The organism is Pseudomonas sp. DWP3-1-3b3 (assembly GCF_049896305.1).
Taxonomy (GTDB): Bacteria; Pseudomonadota; Gammaproteobacteria; order Pseudomonadales; family Pseudomonadaceae; genus Aquipseudomonas; species Aquipseudomonas azotoformans_A.
This window is the reverse complement of the sequence record NZ_JAFCUA010000002.1, coordinates 186,348-209,418: the sequence shown is the minus strand read 5'-3', so window position 1 is coordinate 209,418 and position 23,071 is coordinate 186,348. Positions and strand designations below refer to the sequence as shown.

General features: G+C 61.3%; 17 protein-coding genes and 1 riboswitch. Of the genes, 8 read left to right on the top strand and 9 right to left on the bottom strand.

The genetic code is table 11. The features are described from left to right. On the top strand, positions 1–1,224 hold the full coding sequence (locus ACP7BX_RS07280; RefSeq protein ID WP_426127319.1) for a D-amino acid dehydrogenase: 1,224 nt from the start codon (positions 1–3) through the stop codon (positions 1,222–1,224). A 20-nt stretch (positions 1,225–1,244) separates the two neighbouring features. On the opposite strand, the gene ACP7BX_RS07275 is transcribed toward ACP7BX_RS07280, so the two are convergent. Both ACP7BX_RS07275 and ACP7BX_RS07270 read right to left on the bottom strand, forming a co-directional pair. Further along, positions 1,245–1,964 (bottom strand): 16S rRNA (uracil(1498)-N(3))-methyltransferase, encoded by a 720-nt coding sequence (locus ACP7BX_RS07275; protein WP_177074269.1) that lies wholly within the window; start codon positions 1,962–1,964, stop codon positions 1,245–1,247. 30 nt (positions 1,965–1,994) lie between these two features. Continuing rightward, complete coding sequence (locus tag ACP7BX_RS07270) at positions 1,995–3,401, bottom strand: adenosylmethionine--8-amino-7-oxononanoate transaminase (RefSeq protein WP_133075441.1); 1,407 nt, start codon at positions 3,399–3,401, stop codon at positions 1,995–1,997. A 272-nt stretch (positions 3,402–3,673) separates the two neighbouring features. Between ACP7BX_RS07270 and ACP7BX_RS07265 the strand changes: the two genes are divergently transcribed. Together ACP7BX_RS07265 and ACP7BX_RS07260 are read left to right on the top strand one after the other, a co-directional pair. After that, complete coding sequence (locus tag ACP7BX_RS07265) at positions 3,674–4,225, top strand: cytochrome b (protein ID WP_178952566.1); 552 nt, start codon at positions 3,674–3,676, stop codon at positions 4,223–4,225. Between the two features lie 32 nt (positions 4,226–4,257). After that, positions 4,258–4,836, top strand: coding sequence for a YceI family protein (locus ACP7BX_RS07260; RefSeq protein WP_016976077.1), 579 nt, complete (start codon positions 4,258–4,260; stop codon positions 4,834–4,836). Between the two features lie 67 nt (positions 4,837–4,903). On the opposite strand, the gene ACP7BX_RS07255 is transcribed toward ACP7BX_RS07260, so the two are convergent. The 5 genes from ACP7BX_RS07255 to ahcY all read right to left on the bottom strand — a co-directional run bounded on the left by ACP7BX_RS07255 (position 4,904) and on the right by ahcY (position 11,462). Next, positions 4,904–6,787, bottom strand: coding sequence for a DEAD/DEAH box helicase (locus ACP7BX_RS07255; RefSeq protein ID WP_033897100.1), 1,884 nt, complete (start codon positions 6,785–6,787; stop codon positions 4,904–4,906). A gap of 221 nt (positions 6,788–7,008) precedes the next feature. Beyond that, positions 7,009–7,800 carry a substrate-binding periplasmic protein gene (locus tag ACP7BX_RS07250; RefSeq protein ID WP_426127323.1) on the bottom strand — a complete coding sequence of 264 codons (792 nt, stop codon included), beginning with the start codon at positions 7,798–7,800 and terminating at the stop codon, positions 7,009–7,011. Between the two features lie 63 nt (positions 7,801–7,863). After that, complete coding sequence (locus ACP7BX_RS07245) at positions 7,864–8,946, bottom strand: hypothetical protein (protein WP_314534746.1); 1,083 nt, start codon at positions 8,944–8,946, stop codon at positions 7,864–7,866. 82 nt (positions 8,947–9,028) lie between these two features. After that, positions 9,029–9,874, bottom strand: coding sequence for a methylenetetrahydrofolate reductase [NAD(P)H] (gene metF / locus ACP7BX_RS07240; RefSeq protein ID WP_426127325.1), 846 nt, complete (start codon positions 9,872–9,874; stop codon positions 9,029–9,031). A gap of 178 nt (positions 9,875–10,052) precedes the next feature. Continuing rightward, a complete protein-coding gene (gene ahcY / locus ACP7BX_RS07235) occupies positions 10,053–11,462 on the bottom strand; it encodes an adenosylhomocysteinase (protein WP_101273373.1) in 1,410 nt (469 codons plus the stop codon). 21 nt (positions 11,463–11,483) lie between these two features. Then, positions 11,484–11,589: riboswitch (S-adenosyl-L-homocysteine riboswitch) on the bottom strand. A gap of 198 nt (positions 11,590–11,787) precedes the next feature. Here ahcY and ACP7BX_RS07230 point away from each other — a divergent pair. The 4 genes from ACP7BX_RS07230 (at position 11,788) to ACP7BX_RS07215 (ending at position 19,922) form a co-directional block, all read left to right on the top strand. Continuing rightward, on the top strand, positions 11,788–12,192 hold the full coding sequence (locus ACP7BX_RS07230) for an acyl-CoA thioesterase (RefSeq protein WP_010207175.1): 405 nt from the start codon (positions 11,788–11,790) through the stop codon (positions 12,190–12,192). A gap of 99 nt (positions 12,193–12,291) precedes the next feature. Continuing rightward, positions 12,292–14,223: a patatin-like phospholipase family protein gene (locus ACP7BX_RS07225; RefSeq protein WP_426127328.1), complete on the top strand. Its 1,932-nt coding sequence runs from the start codon at positions 12,292–12,294 to the stop codon at positions 14,221–14,223. A gap of 71 nt (positions 14,224–14,294) precedes the next feature. After that, complete coding sequence (locus ACP7BX_RS07220) at positions 14,295–15,179, top strand: formate/nitrite transporter family protein (RefSeq protein WP_426127330.1); 885 nt, start codon at positions 14,295–14,297, stop codon at positions 15,177–15,179. Between the two features lie 123 nt (positions 15,180–15,302). Next, complete coding sequence (locus ACP7BX_RS07215) at positions 15,303–19,922, top strand: dermonecrotic toxin domain-containing protein (protein ID WP_426127332.1); 4,620 nt, start codon at positions 15,303–15,305, stop codon at positions 19,920–19,922. Here the strand turns inward: ACP7BX_RS07215 and ACP7BX_RS07210 are convergent. Continuing rightward, entirely contained in the window at positions 19,916–21,175 is a 1,260-nt protein-coding gene (locus tag ACP7BX_RS07210; RefSeq protein WP_426127334.1) for a cation:proton antiporter, read from the bottom strand. The genes ACP7BX_RS07215 and ACP7BX_RS07210 overlap by 7 nt on opposite strands. Before the next feature lie 193 nt (positions 21,176–21,368). Between ACP7BX_RS07210 and ACP7BX_RS07205 the strand changes: the two genes are divergently transcribed. Continuing rightward, entirely contained in the window at positions 21,369–21,755 is a 387-nt protein-coding gene (locus ACP7BX_RS07205) for an MAPEG family protein (RefSeq protein ID WP_016977744.1), read from the top strand. Between the two features lie 126 nt (positions 21,756–21,881). Here the strand turns inward: ACP7BX_RS07205 and mltA are convergent, their stop codons facing one another. Next, positions 21,882–23,066 carry a murein transglycosylase A gene (gene mltA / locus ACP7BX_RS07200; RefSeq protein WP_314534735.1) on the bottom strand — a complete coding sequence of 395 codons (1,185 nt, stop codon included), beginning with the start codon at positions 23,064–23,066 and terminating at the stop codon, positions 21,882–21,884. Between the last annotated feature and the right edge of the window lie 5 nt (positions 23,067–23,071).

Here is a 23,071-nt window from a genome sequence, read left to right as displayed (position 1 = left end):
ATGGTGTGCATTATCGGGGGTGGAGTGATTGGCCTGGCCAGCGCCTATGCGTTGGTGCGTGCCGGTCATGAGGTGACGGTGATCGACGCGCGCGAGACCCTGGGCAGCGAGACCAGCTTCGCCAACGGCGGTCAACTGTCCTATCGCTACGTGGCGCCGCTGGCCGATGCGGGTGTGCCGCTGCAAGCCATCGGTTGGCTGTTGCGCGGTGACTCTCCCTTGAAGCTGCGCCCGCGCCTCGACCCGCAGCAGTGGCGTTGGATGGCGGCGTTTCTCGGTGCCTGCCGGGGCTCGGTGAACAGACGCAATGCCGCGCACCTGCTGCGCCTGGCATCCCTGAGCCAGGACACCTTGCAACAGTGGCGTGACGAAGATCACCTGGATGGCTTCGATTGGCGGCGCAACGGCAAGCTGGTGACCTTTCGCAGCGCCAGCTCCTTTGAGCAGGCGCGCAGCAAGGTCACCGATATCCTGCAACAGCAAGTGCTCTCAGCCGCCGATTGCGCGCGCCTCGAGCCCGCGCTGGCGGGCGGGGCTTTTGTCGGCGGGATCTACACGCCCAATGAGGAGGTCGGTGATTGTCATGCCTTCTGCCAGCAGTTGGCGGCGCGGCTGGAAGCGTCGGGGCGATGCCGGTTTTTGCTGGGCAGCAAGGTCACCGGCATTCGTCAGGCTGGAGGGGCTGTGCAGGCCATCGAGTTAGGGGATGAGGTGATGCCCGTTGAACATCTGGTGCTGGCGGCGGGTTATCGCAGTGCCGAGTTGGGCCTGCCGTTGCCGTTGTACCCGCTCAAGGGCTACAGCCTCAGTGTGCCGATTGGCACGCAACATCAGGCGCCGAATGTGAGCATCACCGATTACGACCGTAAGATCGTGTACGCGCGTATTGGTGAACAACTGCGGGTCGCCGCGATGGTGGATATCGTTGGCTTCGACGCCAGCCTTGAGCCCAAACGCCTGGCGTTGATGAAACGCCAGGCGCTGGAGACATTCCCGCTCGCCGGCGATTATGCCCACGCGGTGGAGTGGGCCGGTATGCGTCCGGCGACGCCGACCGGCGTACCGCTGATTGGCGCCAGCACCTGCCGCAACCTGTGGCTGAACCTTGGCCACGGCGCGCTGGGTTTTACATTGGCCTGTGGCAGCGGGCAGTTGCTGGCTGAACTGATCGGCCAGCAAACGCCTTCCATTGATATGCAGGGCCTTGCGCCCGCGCTGATTTGATCGGGTTGCGCAAGAGGGCGTTAGAAGTCGCCCCACAACTGTTGGGCGACTGCCAACGCCACCACCGGCGCCGTCTCGGTACGCAATACACGCGGGCCGAGGCGGGCCGCGTGGTAGCCGGCAGCTTGGGCGGTGTCGACTTCATTGTCGGTCAGCCCACCTTCAGGGCCGATCAGAAAGGCCAGGCTGGAAGGCTTGGCGTGACTGACCATCGGCTCGGCCACCGGGTGCAGCACCAGCTTCAAGTCCGCTTCGGTCTGTTTCAACCAGTCCGCCAGCAGCAGTGGTGGGTGAATCACCGGCACGGTGGAGCGCCCGCATTGTTCGCAGGCGCTGATCGCCACTTGGCGCCAGTGCAGCAGGCGCTTGTCGGCGCGTTCGTCCTTGAGGCGCACTTCGCAGCGCTCGCTGAAAATCGGCGTGATGGCGTTGACGCCCAGTTCGGTGGCTTTCTGAATCGCCCAATCCATGCGCTCGCCCCGGGACAAGCCCTGACCCAGGTGGATGTGCAGCGGCGATTCAGCTTGGCCGGCAAAGCTTTCGGTGAGTTGCACGCTAACGCGTTTCTTGCCGACTTCCAGCAGGCTGCCCCGGAACTCCTGGCCGGAACCGTCGAACAATTGCACGGCGTCACCTTCGCCCATGCGCAGCACACGGCTGATATAGTGCGCCTGGGCTTCCGGCAGTTCGTGATCGCCAAGGCTCAGCGGGGTGTCGGTGAAAAAACGGGACAGTCTCATTTCGGTTCTCTGAAAAAAGGGTGCGGGCCATCAGCCCGGATCACGGAAGCCTGGGTGGAAATCTTTCGGCACGGCAACGCTGACACTGCTGTTGGTGGCGATATCGATCCCTTCACTGGCGACTTCGGCGAGGAAGTCGATCTGTTCCGGCGTAATCACATAGGGCGGCAGGAAATACACCACGCTGCCCAGTGGCCGCAACAACGCGCCGCGTTCCAGGGCATGCTCGAACACCTTCAGGCCACGGCGTTCCTGCCAGGGGTAGGCGGTCTTGGTGGCTTTGTCCTGGACCATCTCGATAGCCAGCACCATGCCGGTCTGGCGCACTTCCGACACGTGTGGGTGGTCCACCAGATGCGCAGTGGCGGTGGCCATGCGCTGGGCCAGGGCCTTGTTGTTTTCGATGACGTTGTCTTCTTCGAAAATATCCAGGGTGGCCAACGCTGCCGCGCACGCCAGCGGATTGCCGGTGTAGCTGTGGGAGTGCAGGAAGGCGCGCAGGGTCGGGTAGTCGTCGTAGAAGGCGTCGTACACGTCGTCGGTGGTCACCACGGCCGCCAGCGGCAGATAGCCGCCGGTGAGGGCCTTGGACAGGCACAGGAAGTCCGGGCGGATACCGGCTTGTTCACAGGCGAACATGCTGCCGGTGCGACCGAAGCCGACGGCGATTTCGTCGTGGATCAAATGCACGCCGTAGCGATCGCAGGCTTCGCGCAGCAACTTGAGGTACACCGGGTGGTACATGCGCATGCCGCCGGCACCCTGGATCAGCGGTTCGATGATCACAGCGGCGACGGTGTCGTGGTGCTCGGCGAGGGTCTGTTCCATCACCTGGGCCATCGTGCGCGAGTGGTCTTCCCAGCTCACGCCTTCGGGGCGCAGGTAGCAATCGGGGCTTGGCACTTTGATCGTGTCGAGCAGCAGCGCCTTGTAGGTCTCGGTAAACAGCGGCACGTCGCCTACCGACATCGCAGCGATGGTTTCGCCGTGGTAGCTGTTGGTCAGGGTGACGAAGCGCTTCTTGTTCGGCAGGCCGCGGTTGAGCCAATAGTGGAAGCTCATCTTCAGCGCGACTTCGATGCAGGACGAGCCGTTATCGGCGTAGAAGCAGCGGGTCAGGCCCTCGGGCGTCATCTGCACCAGGCGCTCGGACAGCTCGATCACCGGCTGGTGGCTGAAACCGGCGAGGATCACATGTTCCAGCTGGTCGACCTGGTCCTTGATGCGCTGGTTGATACGCGGGTTGGCGTGGCCAAACACGTTGACCCACCAGGAACTGACGGCATCGAGGTAGCGCTTGCCTTCGAAGTCTTCCAGCCATACGCCTTCACCACGCTTGATCGGGATCAGCGGCAGTTGCTGGTGGTCTTTCATCTGGGTGCAGGGATGCCACAGCACCGCCAGGTCGCGTTGCATCCACTGGTTGTTCAAGCCCATCGGTGATCTCCTCGAAGCGGTCCTGCGGCGGGCGCAGGTAAAACAATCGCGCAAGCCTATGCAATGCATGGCTGTGTCACAAGCCATTACCTATGAATTGACGGTAAAGGCAGGACGGTCTGTCACGTTTCTTCTGGATAGTCCTTAATCCGATGTTAATTTACGCTTCATACCCTCAAGATCGTATTTCTCGATATTTCAAAGCGAAATTTTCCGCTTTAATTCGATAGGTAAATCGCTAGTCTTGGGCGCACTACTACGGGATTAAGTACATGCAGTTACGTAATTCACCGGCCCGCTATGGCTGGGTCAGCATGGTTTTGCACTGGGGCGTGGCCCTGGTGGTGTTTGGCTTGTTCGCCCTGGGCCTGTGGATGGTCGGCCTCGACTACTACAGCGCCTGGCGTAAAGACGCGCCGGACCTGCATAAGAGCATTGGCATCACGCTGTTCGCCATCATGCTGGTGCGTATTGTCTGGCGCCTGGTGAGCCCGCCGCCGCCACCGCTGGAAAGCTACAGCCGCATGACCCGTATTGGCGCTGCCTTCGGCCACGGGTTCCTGTATCTCGGGTTGTTTGCCGTGATGATCGCCGGTTACCTGATTTCCACCGCAGACGGTGTCGGTATCCCGGTGTTTGGCCTGTTTGAGATTCCTGCCGTGGTTTCCGGACTACCGGACCAGGCAGATAACGCCGGCCTGGTGCATCTGTACCTCGCTTGGGTGTTGGTGGTCTTCGCCGGCTTGCACGGCGTGGCTGCGTTGAAACACCACTTCATTGACCGTGATGTGACCCTGCTTCGTATGCTGGGCCGCAAAGCCTGATGTTCAACCTCGACTCACAAGGAATAGAACGCATGTTGAAAAAGACCCTCGCCGCTCTGGCAATCGGTACTGCCCTGCTGTCTGCAGGTCAGGTGATGGCTGCTGACTACAAGATCGACAAGGAAGGCCAGCACGCCTTCATCGACTGGAAAATCAGCCACCTGGGCTACAGCTTCATCCACGGTACTTTCAAGGACTGGGATGGCACCTTCAGCTGGGACGCCGCCAAGCCTGAGGCCAGCAAAATCGCGGTCGACGTGAAAACCGCCAGCCTGTGGTCCAACCACGCAGAACGTGACAAGCACATCGCCAGCAAAGATTTCCTGGACGTTGCCAAGTTCGCTGACGCCAAGTTCGTCTCCACCGCTGTTAAATCGACCGGCGAAAAAACCGCTGACGTGACCGGCGACCTGACCTTCCACGGCGTGACCAAGCCGGTGACCTTCAAGGCCACCTTCAACGGTGAAGGCAAAGACCCGTGGGGCGGCGAACGTGCCGGCTTCAACGCCAAGACCACCGTCAACCTGAACGACTTCGGCATCAAAGGCCCAGGCCCGTCCTCGCAGACTGTGGACCTGGACATCTCGCTGGAAGGTGTTAAGCAGAAGTAATTTCTGCCTGCACAAAAAAATGCCCCGCATCGAAAGATGCGGGGCATTTTTTATTGGGCTACAAAACTCAGCGGTTGCGGGTCAGCAACGCTGGCTTTTCACCACGAGGACGGCCTGGCAGTTGATCCAACTGCTCGGGTGTCGGGAAGCGATCCGCTTTCGACTCCTTGTGGATGATCTTTGGCGCCGGGCCACCGCGTGGGTTCTGCACGGCCGGTTCGGACGAGCGAGGCTGGTCGTCACGGGCTGGGCGACGGTTGTTGCTGCGCGAGTCTTCGCGGCGCGCCTGGCCGTCACGTGGCGCGCCGTTACGCGGGCCGTTGCGCTTGGCAGGTGGCGTACCGGTGGTGCCGCCGCTGCTGTTGCGTGGGCCATTCTGACGGCCACCTTGAGGCTGGCCGCCACGTGGAGCGCCAGCGCCAGCGCCCTGTGCCGGGGCACCTGGGCGACGGCCACGGCCTTGGGCCGGTTTGGCCTGTGGCACGTAGTCGACGCGGTTACCGAAGTTATCCACGTCGTCGTCGAGGAATTCGTCCGGCGCACGGTCGGCAGCGGCGCGTGGCGGTTGGCTCGGCTGGCGCTGTTCGCGGGCCGGGGTACCTTCACGAGGTTTCTGCTCACGGGCTGGGCGTTCGCCACGGCCGCTGGTCGCAGATTTTTCCTTGCCTTTATCTTTGCCCTTGTCGCGACGACCACCGCCACCACCGCCGCCGTTCGGGCCATCACCCTTCGGACCGCGTGGGTTGCGCGGGTTGCGCACGTCCGGACGCTCGCGCGCTTCAGGCTTCTCAGCCTCAACGGTGCTGGCATCGAAGCCCATCAGGTCGCCGTCGGCGATTTTCTGCTTGGTCATGCGTTCGATGCTTTTCAGCAGTTTTTCTTCGTCCGGCGCCACCAGGGAGATGGCTTCACCCGAGCGACCGGCACGGCCAGTACGGCCGATACGGTGCACGTAATCTTCATCGACGTTCGGCAGCTCGAAGTTGACCACGTGTGGCAACTGGTCGATATCCAGGCCACGGGCGGCGATATCGGTGGCGACCAGGATGCGTACGGTGCCGGCCTTGAAGTCAGCCAGGGCCTTGGTGCGCGCGTTCTGGCTCTTGTTGCCATGAATGGCGACGGCGGTGAGGCCGTGCTTGTCCAGGTACTCGGCCAGGCGGTTGGCGCCATGCTTGGTGCGGGTGAAGACCAGCACCTGTTCCCACGCGCCGGCGGTGATCAGGTGGGCCAGCAGTGCACGCTTGTGGCTGGCAGGCAGGCGGAACACACGTTGCTCGATACGCTCGACCGTGGTGTTCGGCGGCGTGACTTCGATGCGTTCCGGGTTGTGCAGCAGCTTGCCGGCCAGGGCAGTGATGTCCTGGGAGAACGTGGCCGAGAACAGCAGGTTCTGACGTTTGGCCGGCAGGCGGGCGAGGACCTTTTTCACGTCATGGACAAAGCCCATGTCGAGCATGCGGTCGGCTTCGTCCAGCACGAGGATTTCCACGTGGGACAGATCGACGCTGCCTTGGCCGCACAGGTCGAGCAAACGACCTGGGCAGGCGACCAGTACGTCCACACCACGGGACATGGCCTGAACCTGTGGGTTCATGCCGACGCCGCCGAAGATGCAGGCGCTGACGAACTTCAAGTCGCGGGCATACAGCTTGAAGCTGTCGTGCACTTGGGCGGCGAGTTCGCGGGTGGGGGTCAGGACCAGTACGCGCGGTTGGCGCGGGCCGTGACGCTGGGATTTGTCCGGGTGACCATTGGGAAACAACCGCTCCAGAATCGGGAGGGCGAAGCCGCCGGTTTTACCAGTACCTGTCTGAGCCGCGACCATCAGGTCGCGACCTTGCAACACGGCGGGAATGGCCCGCTGTTGCACCGGAGTAGGCTCGGTATAGCCCGCTGCCTCGATGGCGCGGACTAAAGCCTCGGAGAGACCGAGGGAAGCAAAGGACATGAGTAATCCTGTTTTAGTTAGGGCTTGGCCCAAAGGGATAATCTTGCCGGGCGTGAATGACGCTTAGGGGAGCGTTATCCCGTCCGGTCCTGCTGCGTCTGGCGGGCACTCCACCGGCTCGCGCGGGCTGAAAGCTGCGCTGTAGCGGGGTTGGGTGCCTTTTTCAAGACCTCAGCGGCCGGGCGTGAGCCTGGCGGAAAGGCCGGAGTATAACAGAGCAATCACGGCGCGCCGCTTTCCTGCTGCTCAACGGTGCGTCCAGACCCCGTAATCGCTTGGATTCCACCATATTTGGCGCTCAAAACGCTATAGGCCGGCTCTTGCTTGAAGCGTTTGAGCTCGGCGGCAAAGCGTTGCACCAACAGATCCATGCCCGCGCCACGACGCACCGCAAGGAACTGCTGCTGGCGGCTGACCACCACCGGCGCCTGGCTGACCTTGCCTTCCAGGCCCAGCGTCTTGATCACATGCTGGCCTACGCGGCGGTCGGTGATCACCAGATCGATACGCCCGAGCATCAATTTGCCGAAGTTGGCTTCATGGCTGGGGGCGGGCTCACGGTTGAACAGGGTGGAATCGCTGAATGCCGCGCCGTACAGATACCCCGGCGACGTACCGACAGTCAGGCCGCGCACCTCTTCGAGGCTTTGAACGGGGTGGGGGCGCTCATTGGCGTAGAACAGCACGAACTCCACCTCCGACAGCGGTTCGCTGGGGTACAGCAGCAAGGCATCGCGCTCATGGCTGTGGAAAATATCCAGCGCCCCGTCGGCATGCCCTTGGTCGAGCATGGCCAGGCAGCGCTTCCAGGGCAGGAACTGCCATTGCACATCCACGCCCAGGCGTTGGAACACGATCACCGTGGTTTCGTAGTCCAGCCCCTGCATGGTGCCCTGTTCTTCATACACATAGGGCGCCCAAGGCTCGGTGACAATGCGCAGTTTCTCGCCGTAAGCGGCCAGGCTCAGGCAAGTCAAAAGGGCAGCGGTCACAAGCTTCAGAATGATGGGCATGCCCTGAGGTTACGACGCTCCTGCCTTAAAGAGAAGCTCTGGCGCACGCATCTGCGGGCGATGCTATTTGGCCTCTGAGCTCATCAGGTGTTCATGGATGGCTGCGCGCCGCTCGCCGAGAATCAGGCGTACCAAGGGGTTGGCGAACCAGTGTTCCAGTTGGTGCGCATCCACCGGGCATTTCTGGCGTTCTTCCTGGTTCTGCCGGGCTTTGTCCCACCAAACCGGGCCACAGGCCTGGTCGAATTCGTTTTCGTGTTCGTAGCAGCCGTAGAGAATCTCGCGGATGAACTGCTGCTTGCGCTTGGGCAATGCCAGGGTGATCAGCTTGTACATCTGGCGCTGCAGGCGCGGTGGGCGCGGCAGGTGGGCGGAGACTTTGCGTGTGTCGGCCAACGCCTCGGCGCTGATGGGGGCGGCGGCGTGCTTGGTGATCCAAGCCTTGACCTTGGCGCGGAACAGCTGCTTGCGGCTCCAATAGTGGTGGATCAGGTCCGGGCACTGGCGCACGTTGACCGTGCGGTAGGCAACCACCGACAGGCAGAACTCCTCAAGGGTGTACGCACCGCCCGCCAGCAGGAACAGGTCGTCCATCAGTGTGATGGAGTGATCCAGCAGGTGCGCGTCTTCTCGGGCCAGGCCCATGACGCCGGAATTGAGCAGCGGCATGTCGTCATCGGCCAAGCCTTTTTCTGCCAATACTTTCGCCAGGGAGCCGTACAGCGGGCTTTCGCGGTTATCGCCGTACTTGGCTTGGAAAGCATTGCATAGCAAGGTGCCGGGGGTGACGCGTTCGAACAGTGCCATGGGCGAGTCGTGGAAAAACGTGTCCGTGTCGATCAGCAGCGCGCGTTCCGAGGTTTCGAGGACTTGGCGCAACAGCACATGTTTGGTGCGGAAATGGTAGCCGTGGGGCTCGCTCCAGCGTTGGCGCGTGGCGTCGTCCAGTGTGTGGACCTGCACCGGCAGTCCCGCGTAGGGCGTTGGGTTATCGCTGAACACCTGGATGTCCAACGGCATGTTCTGAGTACCGCCCAGATGCGCGAGTGCGCTGGCGATGCTGAATACCGCTTCCTGATGGTAGGTCTCGGCGCCAAATACCAGGTAAACCAGCTGTGGGCGAGGGGTCGGGGACGCTGTATTCATTTACTGCTGGCTTCCATTCCGGGAGTGTGTGAACAAAAAAAGCCCCCGTATAAACGAGGGCCTGGGTACTGCTTGAACAACCTCAGCGCGGCAGCTTGAGGTTGTTCCAGATCGCAAGGCTCGGTTCAGCCTGGTTAAGGGTATAGAAATGCAGCCCTGGCGCACCACCGTTCAACAATTCTTCACACATATTTGTGATGACCTGTTCGCCAAACGCTTGGATGCTCTTGACGTCATCGCCATAGGCTTCCAGTTGTTTGCGCACCCAGCGTGGGATCTCGGCACCGCAGGCGTCGGAGAAGCGCGCCAGCTTGCTGTAATTGGTGATCGGCATGATGCCCGGCACGATCGGGATGTTCACACCCATGGCCCGTACACGCTCGACGAAGTAGAAGTAGCTGTCGGCGTTGAAGAAGTACTGGGTGATCGCGCTGTCGGCGCCAGCGTTGGCCTTGCGCACGAAGTTTTGCAGATCGTCTTCGAAGCTATGTGCCTGGGGGTGCATCTCCGGGTAAGCCGCCACTTCGATGTGGAAGTGATCGCCGGTTTCTTCACGGATGAAGCTCACCAGGTCATTGGCGTGGCGCAGCTCACCGCTGGCCATGCCCATGCCGGACGGCAGGTCGCCACGCAGGGCGACGATGCGCTTGATGCCGGCGGCCTTGTATTGGGTCAGCAGGCCGCGCAGGTCGTCCTTGCTGTCGCCCACGCATGACAAATGCGGAGCGGCGGGAACTTTGACTTGGCTTTCCAGCTGCAACACGGTGTTGATCGTGCGATCACGGGTCGAGCCGCCGGCGCCGTAGGTGCAGGAAAAGAAGTCGGGGTTGTAGCTGGCCAACTGCGTAGCAGTCGCCATCAATTTTTCATGCCCAGCATCGGTCTTGGTCGGGAAGAACTCGAAGCTGTAGCGACGGTCTTGGGACATGGTCGTACCTATGGAAACTCATCAAGCCAGAAGATGTACACCGTCAATGTGGGAGCGGGCTTGCTCGCGAATGCGGTAGGTCAGTTGATGAATATGTCGACTGACACACCGCATTCGCGAGCAAGCCCGCTCCCACATAAAGCCCGCTTTCCTTGAAAGGGAGCGGGCAGCAGGCATATCAGTAGCGGTAAGCGTGCGGCTTGAACGGACCTTCGACCGTCACGCCGATGTAGTCGGCCTGGGTCTTGGTCAGTTGAGTCACTACGCCGCCAAAGCCGCGGACCATTTCCAGGGCCACTTCTTCGTCGAGTTTCTTCGGCAGCACTTCCACGGTCAGGCGCTCGGCTTTTTGGGCTGGCGACAGGTCGGCGTATTTCTGGCCGAACAGGAAGATCTGTGCCAGTACCTGGTTGGCGAACGAGCCGTCCATGATGCGGCTTGGGTGGCCGGTGGCGTTGCCCAGGTTAACCAGGCGGCCTTCAGCCAGCAGGATCAGGTAGTCGTCGTTCTGCGGGTCGAAATCGCCTGCACCGGTACGGTGAACCTTGTGTACCTGTGGCTTAACTTCTTCCCATGCCCAGTTCTTGCGCATGAAAGCGGTGTCGATTTCGTTGTCGAAGTGGCCGATGTTGCAGACAACAGCGCGCTTCTTCAGGGCTTTGAGCATGTTTGCGTCGCAGACATTCACGTTGCCGGTGGTGGTCACGATCAGGTCGATCTTACCCAGCAGCGCTTTGTCGATGCTGGCTTCGGTGCCGTCGTTCTGGCCGTCGATGAACGGCGAAACCACTTCGAAACCGTCCATGCACGCTTGCATGGCGCAGATCGGGTCAACTTCGGAGACTTTAACGATCATGCCTTCCTGACGCAGGGACTGGGACGAACCCTTGCCCACGTCACCGTAGCCGATCACCAGGGCTTGCTTGCCCGACAGCAGGTGGTCGGTACCGCGCTTGATGGCATCGTTCAGGCTGTGACGGCAGCCGTACTTGTTGTCGTTCTTGCTCTTGGTCACCGAGTCGTTGACGTTGATGGCCGGGATTTTCAGCTCGCCCTTGGCCAGCATGTCCAACAGGCGGTGCACGCCGGTGGTGGTTTCTTCGGTCACACCGTGGACGCGGTCCAGGATCTGCGGGTATTTCTTGTGCAGCAGCTCGGTCAGGTCGCCGCCATCGTCGAGGATCATGTTGGCATCCCATGGCGCGCCATCCTTGAGGATGGTTTGCTCCAGGCACCACTCGTACTCTTCTTCGGTCTCGCCTTTCCAGGCGAATACCGCGATACCGGCAGCGGCGATAGCGGCAGCGGCCTGGTCTTGAGTCGAGAAGATGTTGCACGACGACCAACGCACTTCGGCACCCAGGGCAACCAGGGTTTCGATCAGCACGGCAGTCTGGATGGTCATGTGGATGCAGCCGAGAATCTTCGCGCCTTTGAGCGGCTGCTCAGCGGCGTACTTGCGGCGCAGACCCATCAGGGCAGGCATTTCGGATTCGGCGATAAAGGTTTCGCGACGGCCCCAGGCGGCGAGGGACATGTCGGCGACTTTGTAGTCGTTGAAATCTGCAGGCGTGTTTACTGCGCTCATGAAGAGCCTCCATTCGTAGTGTGCGAATGGGCGCCGTTGTGCGTTTAGTATCCAGCTGGCTAACCAGGCCGGACAACGCCCCATCCGAGCCTGACAGGTTGAACCTGCTGCAGCGCCCCTCGGACAGGTGGCGGGAGAACGGTATCAACTAGAGATGACCGTTTTGAAACGGCGCCGATTATAGCCGTGTGCGCCAGACTTCCCAAGCCTTTCCGTCGGCCATATGAAGATCGCTGATGGGGTTGATAGGCAATGGCACATAGAGCTTGAGCCCAGGCTCTGCCATGATGTTGCCCATCATTCGGCAAGACGCTTTGGAGTGACCATGAACTTCCACACCCGCAAATGGGTAAAACCTGAAGACCTCAACCCCAACGGCACCCTGTTCGGCGGCAGCCTGCTGCGCTGGATCGACGAAGAAGCGGCGATCTACGCCATCGTCCAACTGGGCAACCAGCGCGTGGTAACCAAGTACATCTCCGAAATCAACTTTGTCAGCGCTTCGCGCCAGGGCGACATCATCGAACTGGGCATTACCGCTACCGAATTTGGTCGCACCTCCATCACCTTGACCTGTGAAGTGCGCAACAAGATCACCCGCAAAAGTATCCTCACGGTAGAGAAAATGGTCTTCGTCAACCTCGGCGAAGATGGTCTGCCCGCGCCCCACGGCCGCACCGAGATCCGGTACGTGAAGGACCAGTTCAAGGACGATAGCCTTCCCGAGTAACCTTGCTGCGCTGTGATTTGCTTTACCAAATCATTCCGCACGGATCTTTCCCAGGCGCTCTCATCACTCAGGACCACACCCTGTAGAGAGAGCCCATGGATGAAAGTGTTTAACTCGATCACCAAGATTCAACCCTCAGTGACTGAAGAGGCGTATTCCTCGATCCACGAAGCAGTGGAGACGCCGCTGGTGGAGGGGGTGGGCGCGCGCAATGTGACACTCATGCGTGATCAGCAGGGGCGGGTGGACGTGTTTTTATCGGCTCCCCCTGTCACCAGCCTGGTACTCAGTGGGGGTGGCGCCAAGGGCATTGCTTTCTCGGGGGTGGTGCGGGCACTTGAGGACGCCCAGAAGCTGCAAGGTATCCAATCGATTTCCGGCTCATCTGCCGGTGCTATTTCAGCAGCGCTGATTGCCAGTGGCATGGGGGCTGAAGCGTTCGACAAGTTGTCCGATGGTATCGATTTGCCAAGCCTGCTCAATAGCAAAGACGCCGTGACGGCCTGGATACAGGATGCTAGTACGACACTGGGCAAACTGGTTGGGCGCTTGCCCGGCGCCGTCGGCAGTACCTCTCAATTGTTGATGACCTTGCTGCCGCGCCTGCAGACCGAGGCACTTCCCCTTGAAGAGCTGATTCGTAACGAGTCGCGCCAGTCGATTCTGGGCCATATCGCGCAAACCCCTCGGGAAACCCGCTCGGCGCAAATCATGCGCATTGCTGACAGGTTGAGTGCCGGCGGCGCCCCTACGTTTGGCGATCTTGAGGTGCTGAGTCGGGATATACCCGCGATCAAGCAACTCAAGATCACCGGCACCGGCATGTTTGCCGACCGTCCACAGCTGGTGGTGTTTAATGCGAGCCTGACGCCGCAGATGGATATTGCCAGGGCGGCGCATATTTCCGGCGCGTTGCCACTGGTGTTCAAGAGCCCCGTGGAACAAGGTCATGGCTTTCAGGCGTCAGCTGAAACCACCGCGTTCAAGGATGGTGGCCTGCTGCTCAATACCCCGGCGCCAGGTGTGGTGGATCGGGCGTTTCCCGAGAGCCCCCTGGCCAAGTCCGAGGCGTTGATCGTCAAGTTCGAGTCAGATGCCTCTGGTGAGCGAGCGCGCAGTGGCAATTTTCTGAGCCACTTGGCAGATCGCATTACAGGCGTTCCGCATTCGGCTGCTGGGGCCTTCCAGGACAAAAAGCTCGAAGCGTTCGCCGAGCAGATTGTGACATTGCCCCTCAAGACTGAAAAAGGCGATTTTCGCGGCCTGCTCACGGGCACGGTCAACTTCACGATACAGGATGAGCAGAAGCAGCACCTGCAAGCGAAGGCTCGCGAGGCGGTAGACGCGCATTTGGAGCGTCGTACCACTGCACTTGAGCACCACGCGTTCCAGTCGCTGGATGACGCCGTGTTGGCCATGGATGATTCAATGCTCGCCAGCGTGCAACCGACGCTGCAAAAAGACCCCGCCGCCTCGGATGTGCTGATGTTTCGGGAAAGCGCGAAACAGGCGTTGCAAGTCCTGGATGTCGCGATTGCCGAGGCTAACCAGGCACAGGGCGCGCAGGTGTTCACGCCGAGAGTCTTATCGGCCCTGCGCAACCTCGATGCCCTGGCTGAGCGTCCGGAGCACATCGATTGGTTGGGGCGGCGCCTGAATGTCGCCAGTCAGCCCAATTTTCAGCAGTTGTTGCAAGCGGCAGCCAAGCAGGTCGCAGGCGGTGCATTGCCGATGTCCAAGGTCATTGGCCGTGCTGTCGCTGAGATGAGCGTGCGTGATATTGCGACGAAAGCTGAAAACTTCACACGTGAGGTGATCTACCCGTCGCTGTTCCGACCCGGCCAGCCTGAGTCCAACGTTGAACTGTTGCACCGTGCGGCCCAAGACCTGGCATGGGCCACCACACCCACCGAATTCAACCGGGTACTCGACACCCTCGTGAACAGTTACAAGGCGCGCAACAAGCCCTGGGACAAGGCCTCCAGTTCTACCACCGTGGAGATGGCCAAGGCCTGGAAGCCAAAGGTTTAGTTGCCTGGCCACTGAACAGCCATCGCGGCGGCGTGTCGTAGCTACAGGCACCCCTTGGACTCCGGATAATCATGGCCACCGACGAATCAGGCAAAACCCCCAACCTGTCGCAGGAAGAGCAGCAGGACGTCGACAAAAACCAGCCGCCCCGCGCGGCGGTACTGCATGAAATCATCCGTACCCAGGGCGACCAGGAGTTGGAGCGCAGCGTTGCTGCCTTGTGGTGGTCGGCGTTGGCTGCCGGGTTGACCATGGGACTGTCGCTGATGGCGATGGGGTTGCTCAACTCGCGCCTGCCGGATGGCGAAGCCTTCAAGGTGATCGCCAGCTTCGGTTACTGCGCAGGCTTCCTGGCGGTGATCCTCGCGCGTCAGCAGTTGTTCACCGAAAACACTCTGACGGCCGTTCTGCCGGTGATGAGCAAGCCCACCCTGGGCAACGCCGGGCGACTGTTGCGATTATGGACGGTGGTGTTGGTCGGCAACCTGTGCGGCACCCTGCTGGTGGCTTATGTGATGTTGCACTTGCCGATCTTCGATACCCGGACTGACCAGGCCTTCCTCGAAATCGGGCGCAAGATCATGGAGAACGACGCCAGCCAGATGTTCGCCAAAGGCATCATCTCCGGCTGGATGATCGCCACCATGGTGTGGATGATCCCGTCGATGGAAAGCGCCAAGATGTTCATCATCATCCTGATCACTTACCTGATGGCGCTGGGGGACTTTACCCATATCGTGGTGGGCTCGGCGGAGGTGTCATACCTGGTGTTTGCCGGCGAACTGGCGTGGAAGGACTTCTGGCTGGTGTTCGCCGGGCCGACGCTGGCGGGCAATATCATTGGCGGCAGCTTTATTTTTGCGCTGATCAGCCATGCGCAGATTCGCAGCGAAAGCAGCCTGCCAGGCAAGAAGGCTGCGGACCCCAGGCATCCGCAGCGGATCGACAAGCAATAAACCGTGGGTGCTACTCCCTTGTCACCCGGCAGTGCAGTGGATCGGCACTCTGCCTGGGCGGGCTGACTGGCCGAGCTTCATCCACCTGGCATACGGGGCCCGCGTCTGATCAAGGACGTATTCATGGCCAAGACGCCTTATTCGCTTTATCCCCTGACGCCGCTGTGGCGCGCTGCCCGGGACATCCAGGAACTGTTCGCGGCGCGCACCTCCCTGACCGTGATCGCCGCACGCGACCTGCGGCACACACTGCTGGCGACGTACCCCACGCTGGCCGTCACCGACACGGTCCCGGTGCTGCTGGCGCCGCGCTATCGTTACCAGAACCAGACGATCAGCGGCGCAGGTCACGAGCGCTCCACGCTGGTAGACGCGTTGATCAACCGCTTCGTCGACGGCCTTTGGGTCGACTACACCCAAGGCCAACTGCTCACCGAACAGCCGGACAGCACCCCGATCATCGCCTCACCCTTGAAAAACCTGGACGCCCAGGACGCCGTGAACCTGCGCGGTCCCTTGCTGCTTGAACGTTGCCAGCAGGCGTTGATCGATGATTGGACCGAATTGTCCATCGAGGCCCGCAGCCGCTTTGAAGGGTTGTCCCTGCGCTTGCAGGAAACCTTGAGAGACCTCAGCGTGCCGACGCTGGTCAGTGACCCTGTGCAGCGGCGCATGATCAACGACGTGCTGCAAGTGCCCGACAACAACCTGCGTGGCGGCACCACCCGCGCTTATCTGGTGGATCAGTGGGGCGAGTTCGGTGGCCGGTCGCTGGAATTGCTGCGCGGCATGGTGCTTATCGGCCCTGCCAGCAGCGGCGAGACACTGCTGCTGTTCACGCTGAGTGCCGGTATCGAAGTGTTTGCTTCCCGCGCTGAGCTGGGTGCCGCGTTGCGCAGGCGCCTCGGTGGGCTGGCGCCGGGGCGTGCAATGCAATGGCGGCTGTATGAGCCGCGTTCGAATATCTTCGACGGGTTTGCCCTGAGCTTTTTGGCCAAGCAGTTGAGTGACTTGCAGTGGGGTGTCGAGTTGGGGCGTGACTCCCCGTACTGGAACGCCGTCTTGTTCGACACTGTGCAATGGGTGGCCACGGGGGATTTCGACAGCCTGCGCCTCGACGCAGACCCGGGGCTGCGCAAACTCTATGTGGCCCTGCCAACCTGGATCAAACAGGCTCGCCGTGAGGTACGGGGTTTGTTTTCCCAGCACCTGCGCGCGCTGGGTGTGCTGTTCAATCAACCCAACTGGCGGTTTTTCGACGATGGCGTGCCCTCGCTGCTCGATTTCGCCCGGCAACGGCTGATGGCGGCTTACCCCAAACCTTCGACCCTTGAGCCGAGCGATGTGATCATCACGGTGCATACGGTCAGGGGCGTGTCTGCCGCCGGCGGGTTTCCGGTAAAGCTGATCACCACGTTGCTCAATGTGTCGCTGGAGAACCTGGCGAGCCTGCCGGGGGATGCGATTGAGGTCGCGTTACGCAACGGCACCCCACCGCCCCGATGGCTGACCCCCAGCACCATCAAGCGCTTGGTGAGCGAGGTCGACATCGGCGCGCGTTACCCCGAGCGGGTCACGGCGGCGCTCAAGGATTCACCCACCGAAGTGCTGTGGCGCAGCCGCAGCTTCATTGCGCAGCTGCGTCAGGAGCTGCCGATGCTCGCGCTGGAGAACTACGCCCGTGGCCGCTGGGGGTTCAGCCGCAAGGGTTACGACACCGTGGCCGCCGTGATGCAGGCACAGGCCGCAGAGCGTTACCTGGGCAATCAGGTCATCGTGCTCAGGCCGCTGGCCTTTAAGCTCTCCACTCAAGCCAAGGCCGATGTGGTCACCAACATGTTTTTCATCGGGCCGCGAACCCTCGACGCCGGGCCCGTTGTGCTGTTCCGGCCAATGGCGCGGCCCAAACTCATGGAGTTTGCCGACCGGCAGGACCTGCTCAAGGCGATTAAGCAGCCGGGTGACCTGCAGCAACAAGTGCTGGCCTGGATGAGCGACGACGCGCGTGCTGTCTATCGGGACAATGGCTTCGTCGTCCCCCACTTCAATACGGTGGATGGCCTGGCGCTGTTGATCGACGCCCTGAGCAGCACGCCGGCAACGCTGGCCACTGACGAAGTGCGGGGCGACTACGGGCAGCATCTCTACCGAAGCCAGGTGCAGGCGATTCTCGAACAGGCAGACCGACAATCGGTGTCCAACCGCGAAAACCTCTGGGCGCGACGCATGGAGGGGTTGTCACTGGGGTTGAACAGCGTGATGCAATTGGTCACAGGGCCGTTGGCGGTGGTGGGCTGGTTACAGGTGGCGTGGTCTGTGCACGAGCAAATCAGCGCCGTCGCCCAGGGTGACAATGAGGATGAAGGCGGGGCCTTGGTCGGCTTTTTCCTCAATATGGCGCTGGTGCTGATGCATTATTCCGGTGATGCGCTCCGTGAGCGCGTCAACAGCGCCGAGCGTGCGGACGATATCGACACGCTGCAAAGCCTCGAAATAATCGACACCCCGCTGCCGGCACTGGATAACCCCGTACGGGAGCTGCCCGCCACGGGCGCCGAGCAGGACGTTGGCCCCATGCGTACCGCTGTCGATTACGGTTGGGTGACGCCGTTGGGGCGGTTGACGCCCTCTCAGCTTGCCGACCTGAAAACCTTCAACGTTGCCACGCCCACGGCGGCTATCCGGGAGACCCGTGGTTTTAGGACCGGCCTGTTGCAAAGCGGTGACCAGTGGTACGCCGAGGTGGACGGGCACTGTTTCAACGTGAATGTCGAGCAGGACGATGTGCGGGTCGTTGCCGCCAATGGGCGCCGCGGGCCATGGCTGAAGGCTGACGGCAAGGGGCGCTGGGTGCTTGACCTGCGGCTGCGCCTCGCCGGCGGCGCGCCGGGCCGGGAGGCTGAGGTCATGAGCCCGGCACACGAACTCAAAAGCCGATTTGACACAGAGTATGCGCACTACACCGAGGCGCAGATGCCTGACCCGGCAATCATCGGGCGATTGCAGGCCGAGACCGTGCTGGCCAATAGGATTATGCAGATTGATGTCGAAATCGACCACGTCGTTGTGTTGCGTCAGCGCGCCAAGTTATTGCTGGATCTGCTGGAGCAACGTCGTCGAGTGGAGGTGGTGCAGGACTATGCGGCGCTGCGGCAGCGCTTCCTGGAGACCCAAGTGCATTGCCTGCGCTTCCAGGTCCGCTTGCTGGAGGTTCTGCGCACCACGCGTTACAAACAGATCATTGATCCGGCGAGTATTTCCGAGCTCTCGTTGCATGAGGTCTCGAAGTTTGCACTCTCCAGCATTACCAAAGTTACCCTTCGCTTGATCGCCAGCATGCATGGCGAGGCGGTGCAGCTATGCCGTGAGCAGCGCCTTGCCTGGGAGGCGATGCTGGAAACGCTACTCCCGAAGGATGCCCAGGTGACTGCGTTGGACGCACCGGAGTGGCGCGGCAAGGTGCCGATCCTGACCTGGCTGGAAACCGGGCTACGGCCGAGGGTGCTGCGCTGCTTGAGGGCAAGGGTCGAAACGCCGGGCGCACAGGTGCTGAGCCTGCTGCAAGACGTCAACCTGCGCTGCCGCTTGAGGCTGTCCAGCTATCGCCAGCTCTGCACCGACCCGGACTACAGCGCCGGCCAGCGCCGCCAACTGCTCAACGAAACGGTCGACGAACTGGCCTGGCTGGATGTGCGCCTGGCCCAGGCCGCTGCCATCCCCAGCCCGTTCATCGACGGCTCCGCACTGAGTGAGTACCGCGACTACATCCAAGCGATTCGTGAGGAGATTGTGCATGACACCTTGCAGCACTATGCCGAACAGGGGGCGCTGCCGGTCGTTAACGGCGCGGGCTGGAAAGAGATTGTGCACAGCCGCTATTTCGGTGGGCTGATCGCCACGCAGCCGGGCTCTTCGGGCGAGAGCGCTTCCGGCTCTCCTGTGGAGGAGTCGGTGGAGTTTGTCGACCCCTCCACCCTTTCGGTGTACGCCCGGTTCGTCAAGACCCAGGCAGGTGCAGAGGTTGATTGGGCGTACCAGGCAGCCCCCTCTGTTCAGGTCGTGCTCTGGCAACCCCAGGGCTACATCAATAGTTGGCGATTGATTCAGCATGGCAACGACGCTCTGACGCGGTTGCCGAGCCTGGAGCAGAACCTGCAAGTTGCGCCAAGCGCGCTGCGGGGCGATCTGGAATTGCTGGCCGAGCAGATGTTCGAGGACGTACGGCGTTCGCTCGAAAGTCGCAAGGATGCGGTGCACGTCGATCCGTTGAAACAGAAGCTGGAGAACACCCTGACCGACAAGGCCAATGAACTGATCAAGGCGGGCCGTGAGGCCTATCAACGTATGGTGCTGGCGCGTGAGCCGACCACCACCGGCATCGCCGACCTGCTGGCCGAGGGCGTCGTTGAAATCAAGGAAGTGCCTGACACCGGGCGCGCACCCGGCGCCGGTTCGCCGCCGCTGTTTCGCAGTTTCTATATCCAGAAGGTCAAGGCCAGCGGCCAGGTGCCGGAGGTGCTCTGGTTTGCGCACTTCCATTACCCGGCTGATCACAGCGGCGGGGCGCTGGGCTTCAAGTTCGCGCACCTGAAACCCGGGGGCACGCCCGTCGCCGGCTTTGAAGAGCGACTGCGGGCGGCCCGCGGTGATAACGAGCGGATATTGTCGATCTTCCGCACTACCATTGAGCCTGAGGCGGCGCAAACACTGTTCTTCAGTAACGAAGAGGGCTCGGCTCAATGAGTTGAGGTGTCTGGCGCGGGGTCGTCGCGGGTCACGCGTTTGACCAGCTTGCCGATACTCAACCCCTGCAGCAGGATCGACGACAGCACCACGATGTAGGTGATGCTCAGCAGCAGGTCTCGCTCCGGCCCCAGCGGCAGTGCCAGTGCCAACGCTACCGATACACCACCACGCAAACCGCCCCAGGTGAGGATGCGGATGGTGCCGCGTGGCACCGTGCGCCAGCGTCGTAGCAACAGGATCGCCGGAGCCACCGTCAGCAGGCGCGACAGCAGGATTGCCACGGCCAGCAGGCTGGCAGCGAATATGTGCAACCAGTTGAACGGCAAGAGCAGCAGTTCCATGCCGATCAGGGCGAACAGCAGGGCATTGAGCATGTCGTCGAGCAACTCCCAGAAACCGTCCAGGTAGCGGCGGGTCATGTCGTTCATCGCCAGCTTGCGGCCCAGGTTGCCGATAATCAGGCCGGCGACCACCATCGCAATCGGTGCTGAGACATGCAGTTCGGTGGCCATCGCCGAGCCGCCGATCACCAGGGCGAGGGTCAGCATCACTTCGATCTGGTGTTGTTCGATGCTCTTGATCATCAGGTAGACCAAGTAGCCAATCAGACCGCCGAATACCACGCCGCCGATGGCTTCATGGGCGAACAGCAGGGCGGTGGCGCCGACGGTCGGGGTTTCGCCCAGCTGTGCGATGCCCAGCAGCACGGTGAAGACCACGACAGCGGTACCGTCGTTGAACAATGACTCGCCCACGATAGTGGTTTTCAGCGGTTTCGAGGCATTGGCCGTACGCAATACACCCAGCACCGCAATCGGGTCGGTGGGTGAAATCAGCGCACCGAACAGCAGGCAGTAAAGGAAGCTCACGTGCCAACCAAACAGGGCGAAGATGTAATACGCCAAGCTGCCGATCACCACGGTCGCGATCAATACGCCGAAGGTCGCCAGCAGGCCGATGGGCCAGCGGTAGCTGCGCAGGTCGTTCAGGTTCACGTGCAGGGCGCCGGCGAACAGCAGGAACGACAGCATCCAGTTCATCAGCAAATCGCCGAAGTCGATCTGGCCGATCAACTGCTGGATGCGCTCTTCCAGGCCTGGGTAGCCGAGAACGCTCAAGCCTTGCAGGATCAGCGAAAACACCAGGGCCGTGACCATCACACCGATGGTGGGCGGCAGGCCGATAAAACGGAAATTCACATAGGTGAGTAGGGTGGTCAGGCAAATAAAGGCGGCGACAAGTTCAAGCATCCGGGGTCCTTGGAGGTTGGGTGGCAGTGCAGGGTTGGGTGGATGGACCGCGCCAGCGGCGCGATGTTGCAAGGCATTGGATAAAACACCATAGAACCTTTGGGCCGGCCAGGGCTCATAGCGGGTGAGTGCGGTTTGGTATTTTTAGTGCTAAAACTCTAATCGCTGTTTAAAACTACAAAAGGAATGTGTGATGACGGTCGCTTTCTGGTGTGTGTTGATCGCAATTTTTCTACCTTACCTGTGCACAGGTGTGGCCAAGTTCAGCGGTGGCAAGTTCGGCCCACGGCAGAACCACGACCCTCGCGCTTTCCTGGACACCCTTGAAGGCTTTGCCAAGCGTGCCCACAGTGCCCAGCTCAACAGTTTTGAAGTCACGCCGGCCTTCGCGGCGGCAGTGATCATCGCGCACCTGGCGGGTACGGCCGAATTGGTGACCATCAATGTACTGGCGGTGCTGTTTATCACCAGCCGCCTGCTGTACATCATCTGCTACCTGGCAGACTGGGCGATCCTGCGTTCGCTGGTGTGGTTCGTGGGGATGGCGTTGATTGCGAGTTTCTTCTTTGTCTCGATCTGAGGGTTGATACAAGCCAGTGTGGGAGCTGGCTTGCCTGCGATGGCGGAGTGTCAGCCAGCAAAGATGTTCACTGACACATCGCCATCGCGGGCAAGCCCGGCTCCCACACTCGCTCGGTGTTGTTCTTCAGCTCCCTACGGGCGCATCCGGCACCTGTGGCAACGCCGCACCCTTTGGCCACAACATCCAGATCTGCCCCTGCTGCTTCATATTCCCCGCCAGTTCACCCGCGGCATCGCCGGTGCCCCAGAACAAATCCGCGCGCACTTCACCCGTGATTGCGCCGCCGGTGTCCTGTGCGGCGACGGGCCGTGCGATTGGCGAGCCATCCGGCTTGGTGGTCGACAGCCATAACAAACTGCCCAACGGAATCACCTTGCGATCCACCGCCACGCTGTAGCCAGCGGTCAATGGCACATTCAAGGAGCCGCGCGGGCCTTCATTGCTGTCGGGACGCGCGCTGAAGAACACATAGCTGGGGTTGCTTGCCAGCAGTTCCGGTATGCGCTGCGGGTGCGCCTTGGCCCAGGCGCTGATGGCGCCCATGGTCACGTCTTCTTTCTTCAATTCGCCTTGCTCCACCAGCCAGCGGCCGATAGGACGATAGGGGTAGCCGTTCTGGTCGCCATAACCGACGCGCAGTTGGCGCCCACCGGCCAGTTGGATGCGGCCCGAGCCCTGAATTTGCAGGAACTGCAGGTCCATCGGGTCGGTCAGCCAGGCAATCGGTTTGGCCGTGGAGCCCTGGCCGTTGATGGCGCTGGCATCGTCGTAAGGCTTGAGCACACGACCTTCCAGGCGACCGCGCAGGCGCTTGCCCTTGAGTTCGGGGTAGATGCTTTCCAGGTTGACGATGATCAGGTCGTCCGGCACGCCGTATACCGGCACGTTGGCTTTGGCGGTTTTGGTCAGGCTGCCGGGGTAGACCGGTTCGTAATAGCCGGTGATCAAGCCGTTGGGCGTGTTGTCGGCAGAGCGCAAGCCGAACACATCCAGGCGCTCCTTGAGGAAGCCCCGCACCGCTGTAGCATTGGCGGGCACGGTCGCAGCGGCAGCGCACGTCGCTCCCCAGATCGGGTCGGCCTTGAGGCGCTGGCAAGCACTGCGCCAGGATTCAAAGCCGGCCAGGAGGTCGCTGTCGGACACCACCGGCAGGGCTTCCCACGGTGCGCTGACATAGGTGGCGACGGCATGGGGCTTCGAAGTTTCATCTTTGGCTGTTTCTTTGCCCGCATCGCAGCCAGCCAGCAGCGCGATCATCGGCAGAGCCCACGCCAGGCGGCGGCTCCAGGGTTTCAACGTGACATGCATACAAA

Coding starts and splice junctions, on each gene's coding strand:
- mltA (WP_314534735.1), bottom strand. CDS start 23,066: ATGCATGTCACGTTGAAACCCTGGAGCCGCCGCCTGGCGTGGGCTCTG.
- ACP7BX_RS07225 (WP_426127328.1), top strand. CDS start 12,292: ATGAAAGTGTTTAACTCGATCACCAAGATTCAACCCTCAGTGACTGAA.
- ACP7BX_RS07250 (WP_426127323.1), bottom strand. CDS start 7,800: ATGCCCATCATTCTGAAGCTTGTGACCGCTGCCCTTTTGACTTGCCTG.
- ACP7BX_RS07220 (WP_426127330.1), top strand. CDS start 14,295: ATGGCCACCGACGAATCAGGCAAAACCCCCAACCTGTCGCAGGAAGAG.
- ACP7BX_RS07205 (WP_016977744.1), top strand. CDS start 21,369: ATGACGGTCGCTTTCTGGTGTGTGTTGATCGCAATTTTTCTACCTTAC.
- ACP7BX_RS07280 (WP_426127319.1), top strand. CDS start 1: ATGGTGTGCATTATCGGGGGTGGAGTGATTGGCCTGGCCAGCGCCTAT.
- ACP7BX_RS07275 (WP_177074269.1), bottom strand. CDS start 1,964: ATGAGACTGTCCCGTTTTTTCACCGACACCCCGCTGAGCCTTGGCGAT.
- ACP7BX_RS07260 (WP_016976077.1), top strand. CDS start 4,258: ATGTTGAAAAAGACCCTCGCCGCTCTGGCAATCGGTACTGCCCTGCTG.
- ACP7BX_RS07230 (WP_010207175.1), top strand. CDS start 11,788: ATGAACTTCCACACCCGCAAATGGGTAAAACCTGAAGACCTCAACCCC.
- ACP7BX_RS07210 (WP_426127334.1), bottom strand. CDS start 21,175: ATGCTTGAACTTGTCGCCGCCTTTATTTGCCTGACCACCCTACTCACC.
- ACP7BX_RS07215 (WP_426127332.1), top strand. CDS start 15,303: ATGGCCAAGACGCCTTATTCGCTTTATCCCCTGACGCCGCTGTGGCGC.
- ACP7BX_RS07270 (WP_133075441.1), bottom strand. CDS start 3,401: ATGGGCTTGAACAACCAGTGGATGCAACGCGACCTGGCGGTGCTGTGG.
- ACP7BX_RS07265 (WP_178952566.1), top strand. CDS start 3,674: ATGCAGTTACGTAATTCACCGGCCCGCTATGGCTGGGTCAGCATGGTT.
- metF (WP_426127325.1), bottom strand. CDS start 9,874: ATGTCCCAAGACCGTCGCTACAGCTTCGAGTTCTTCCCGACCAAGACC.
- ahcY (WP_101273373.1), bottom strand. CDS start 11,462: ATGAGCGCAGTAAACACGCCTGCAGATTTCAACGACTACAAAGTCGCC.
- ACP7BX_RS07245 (WP_314534746.1), bottom strand. CDS start 8,946: ATGAATACAGCGTCCCCGACCCCTCGCCCACAGCTGGTTTACCTGGTA.
- ACP7BX_RS07255 (WP_033897100.1), bottom strand. CDS start 6,787: ATGTCCTTTGCTTCCCTCGGTCTCTCCGAGGCTTTAGTCCGCGCCATC.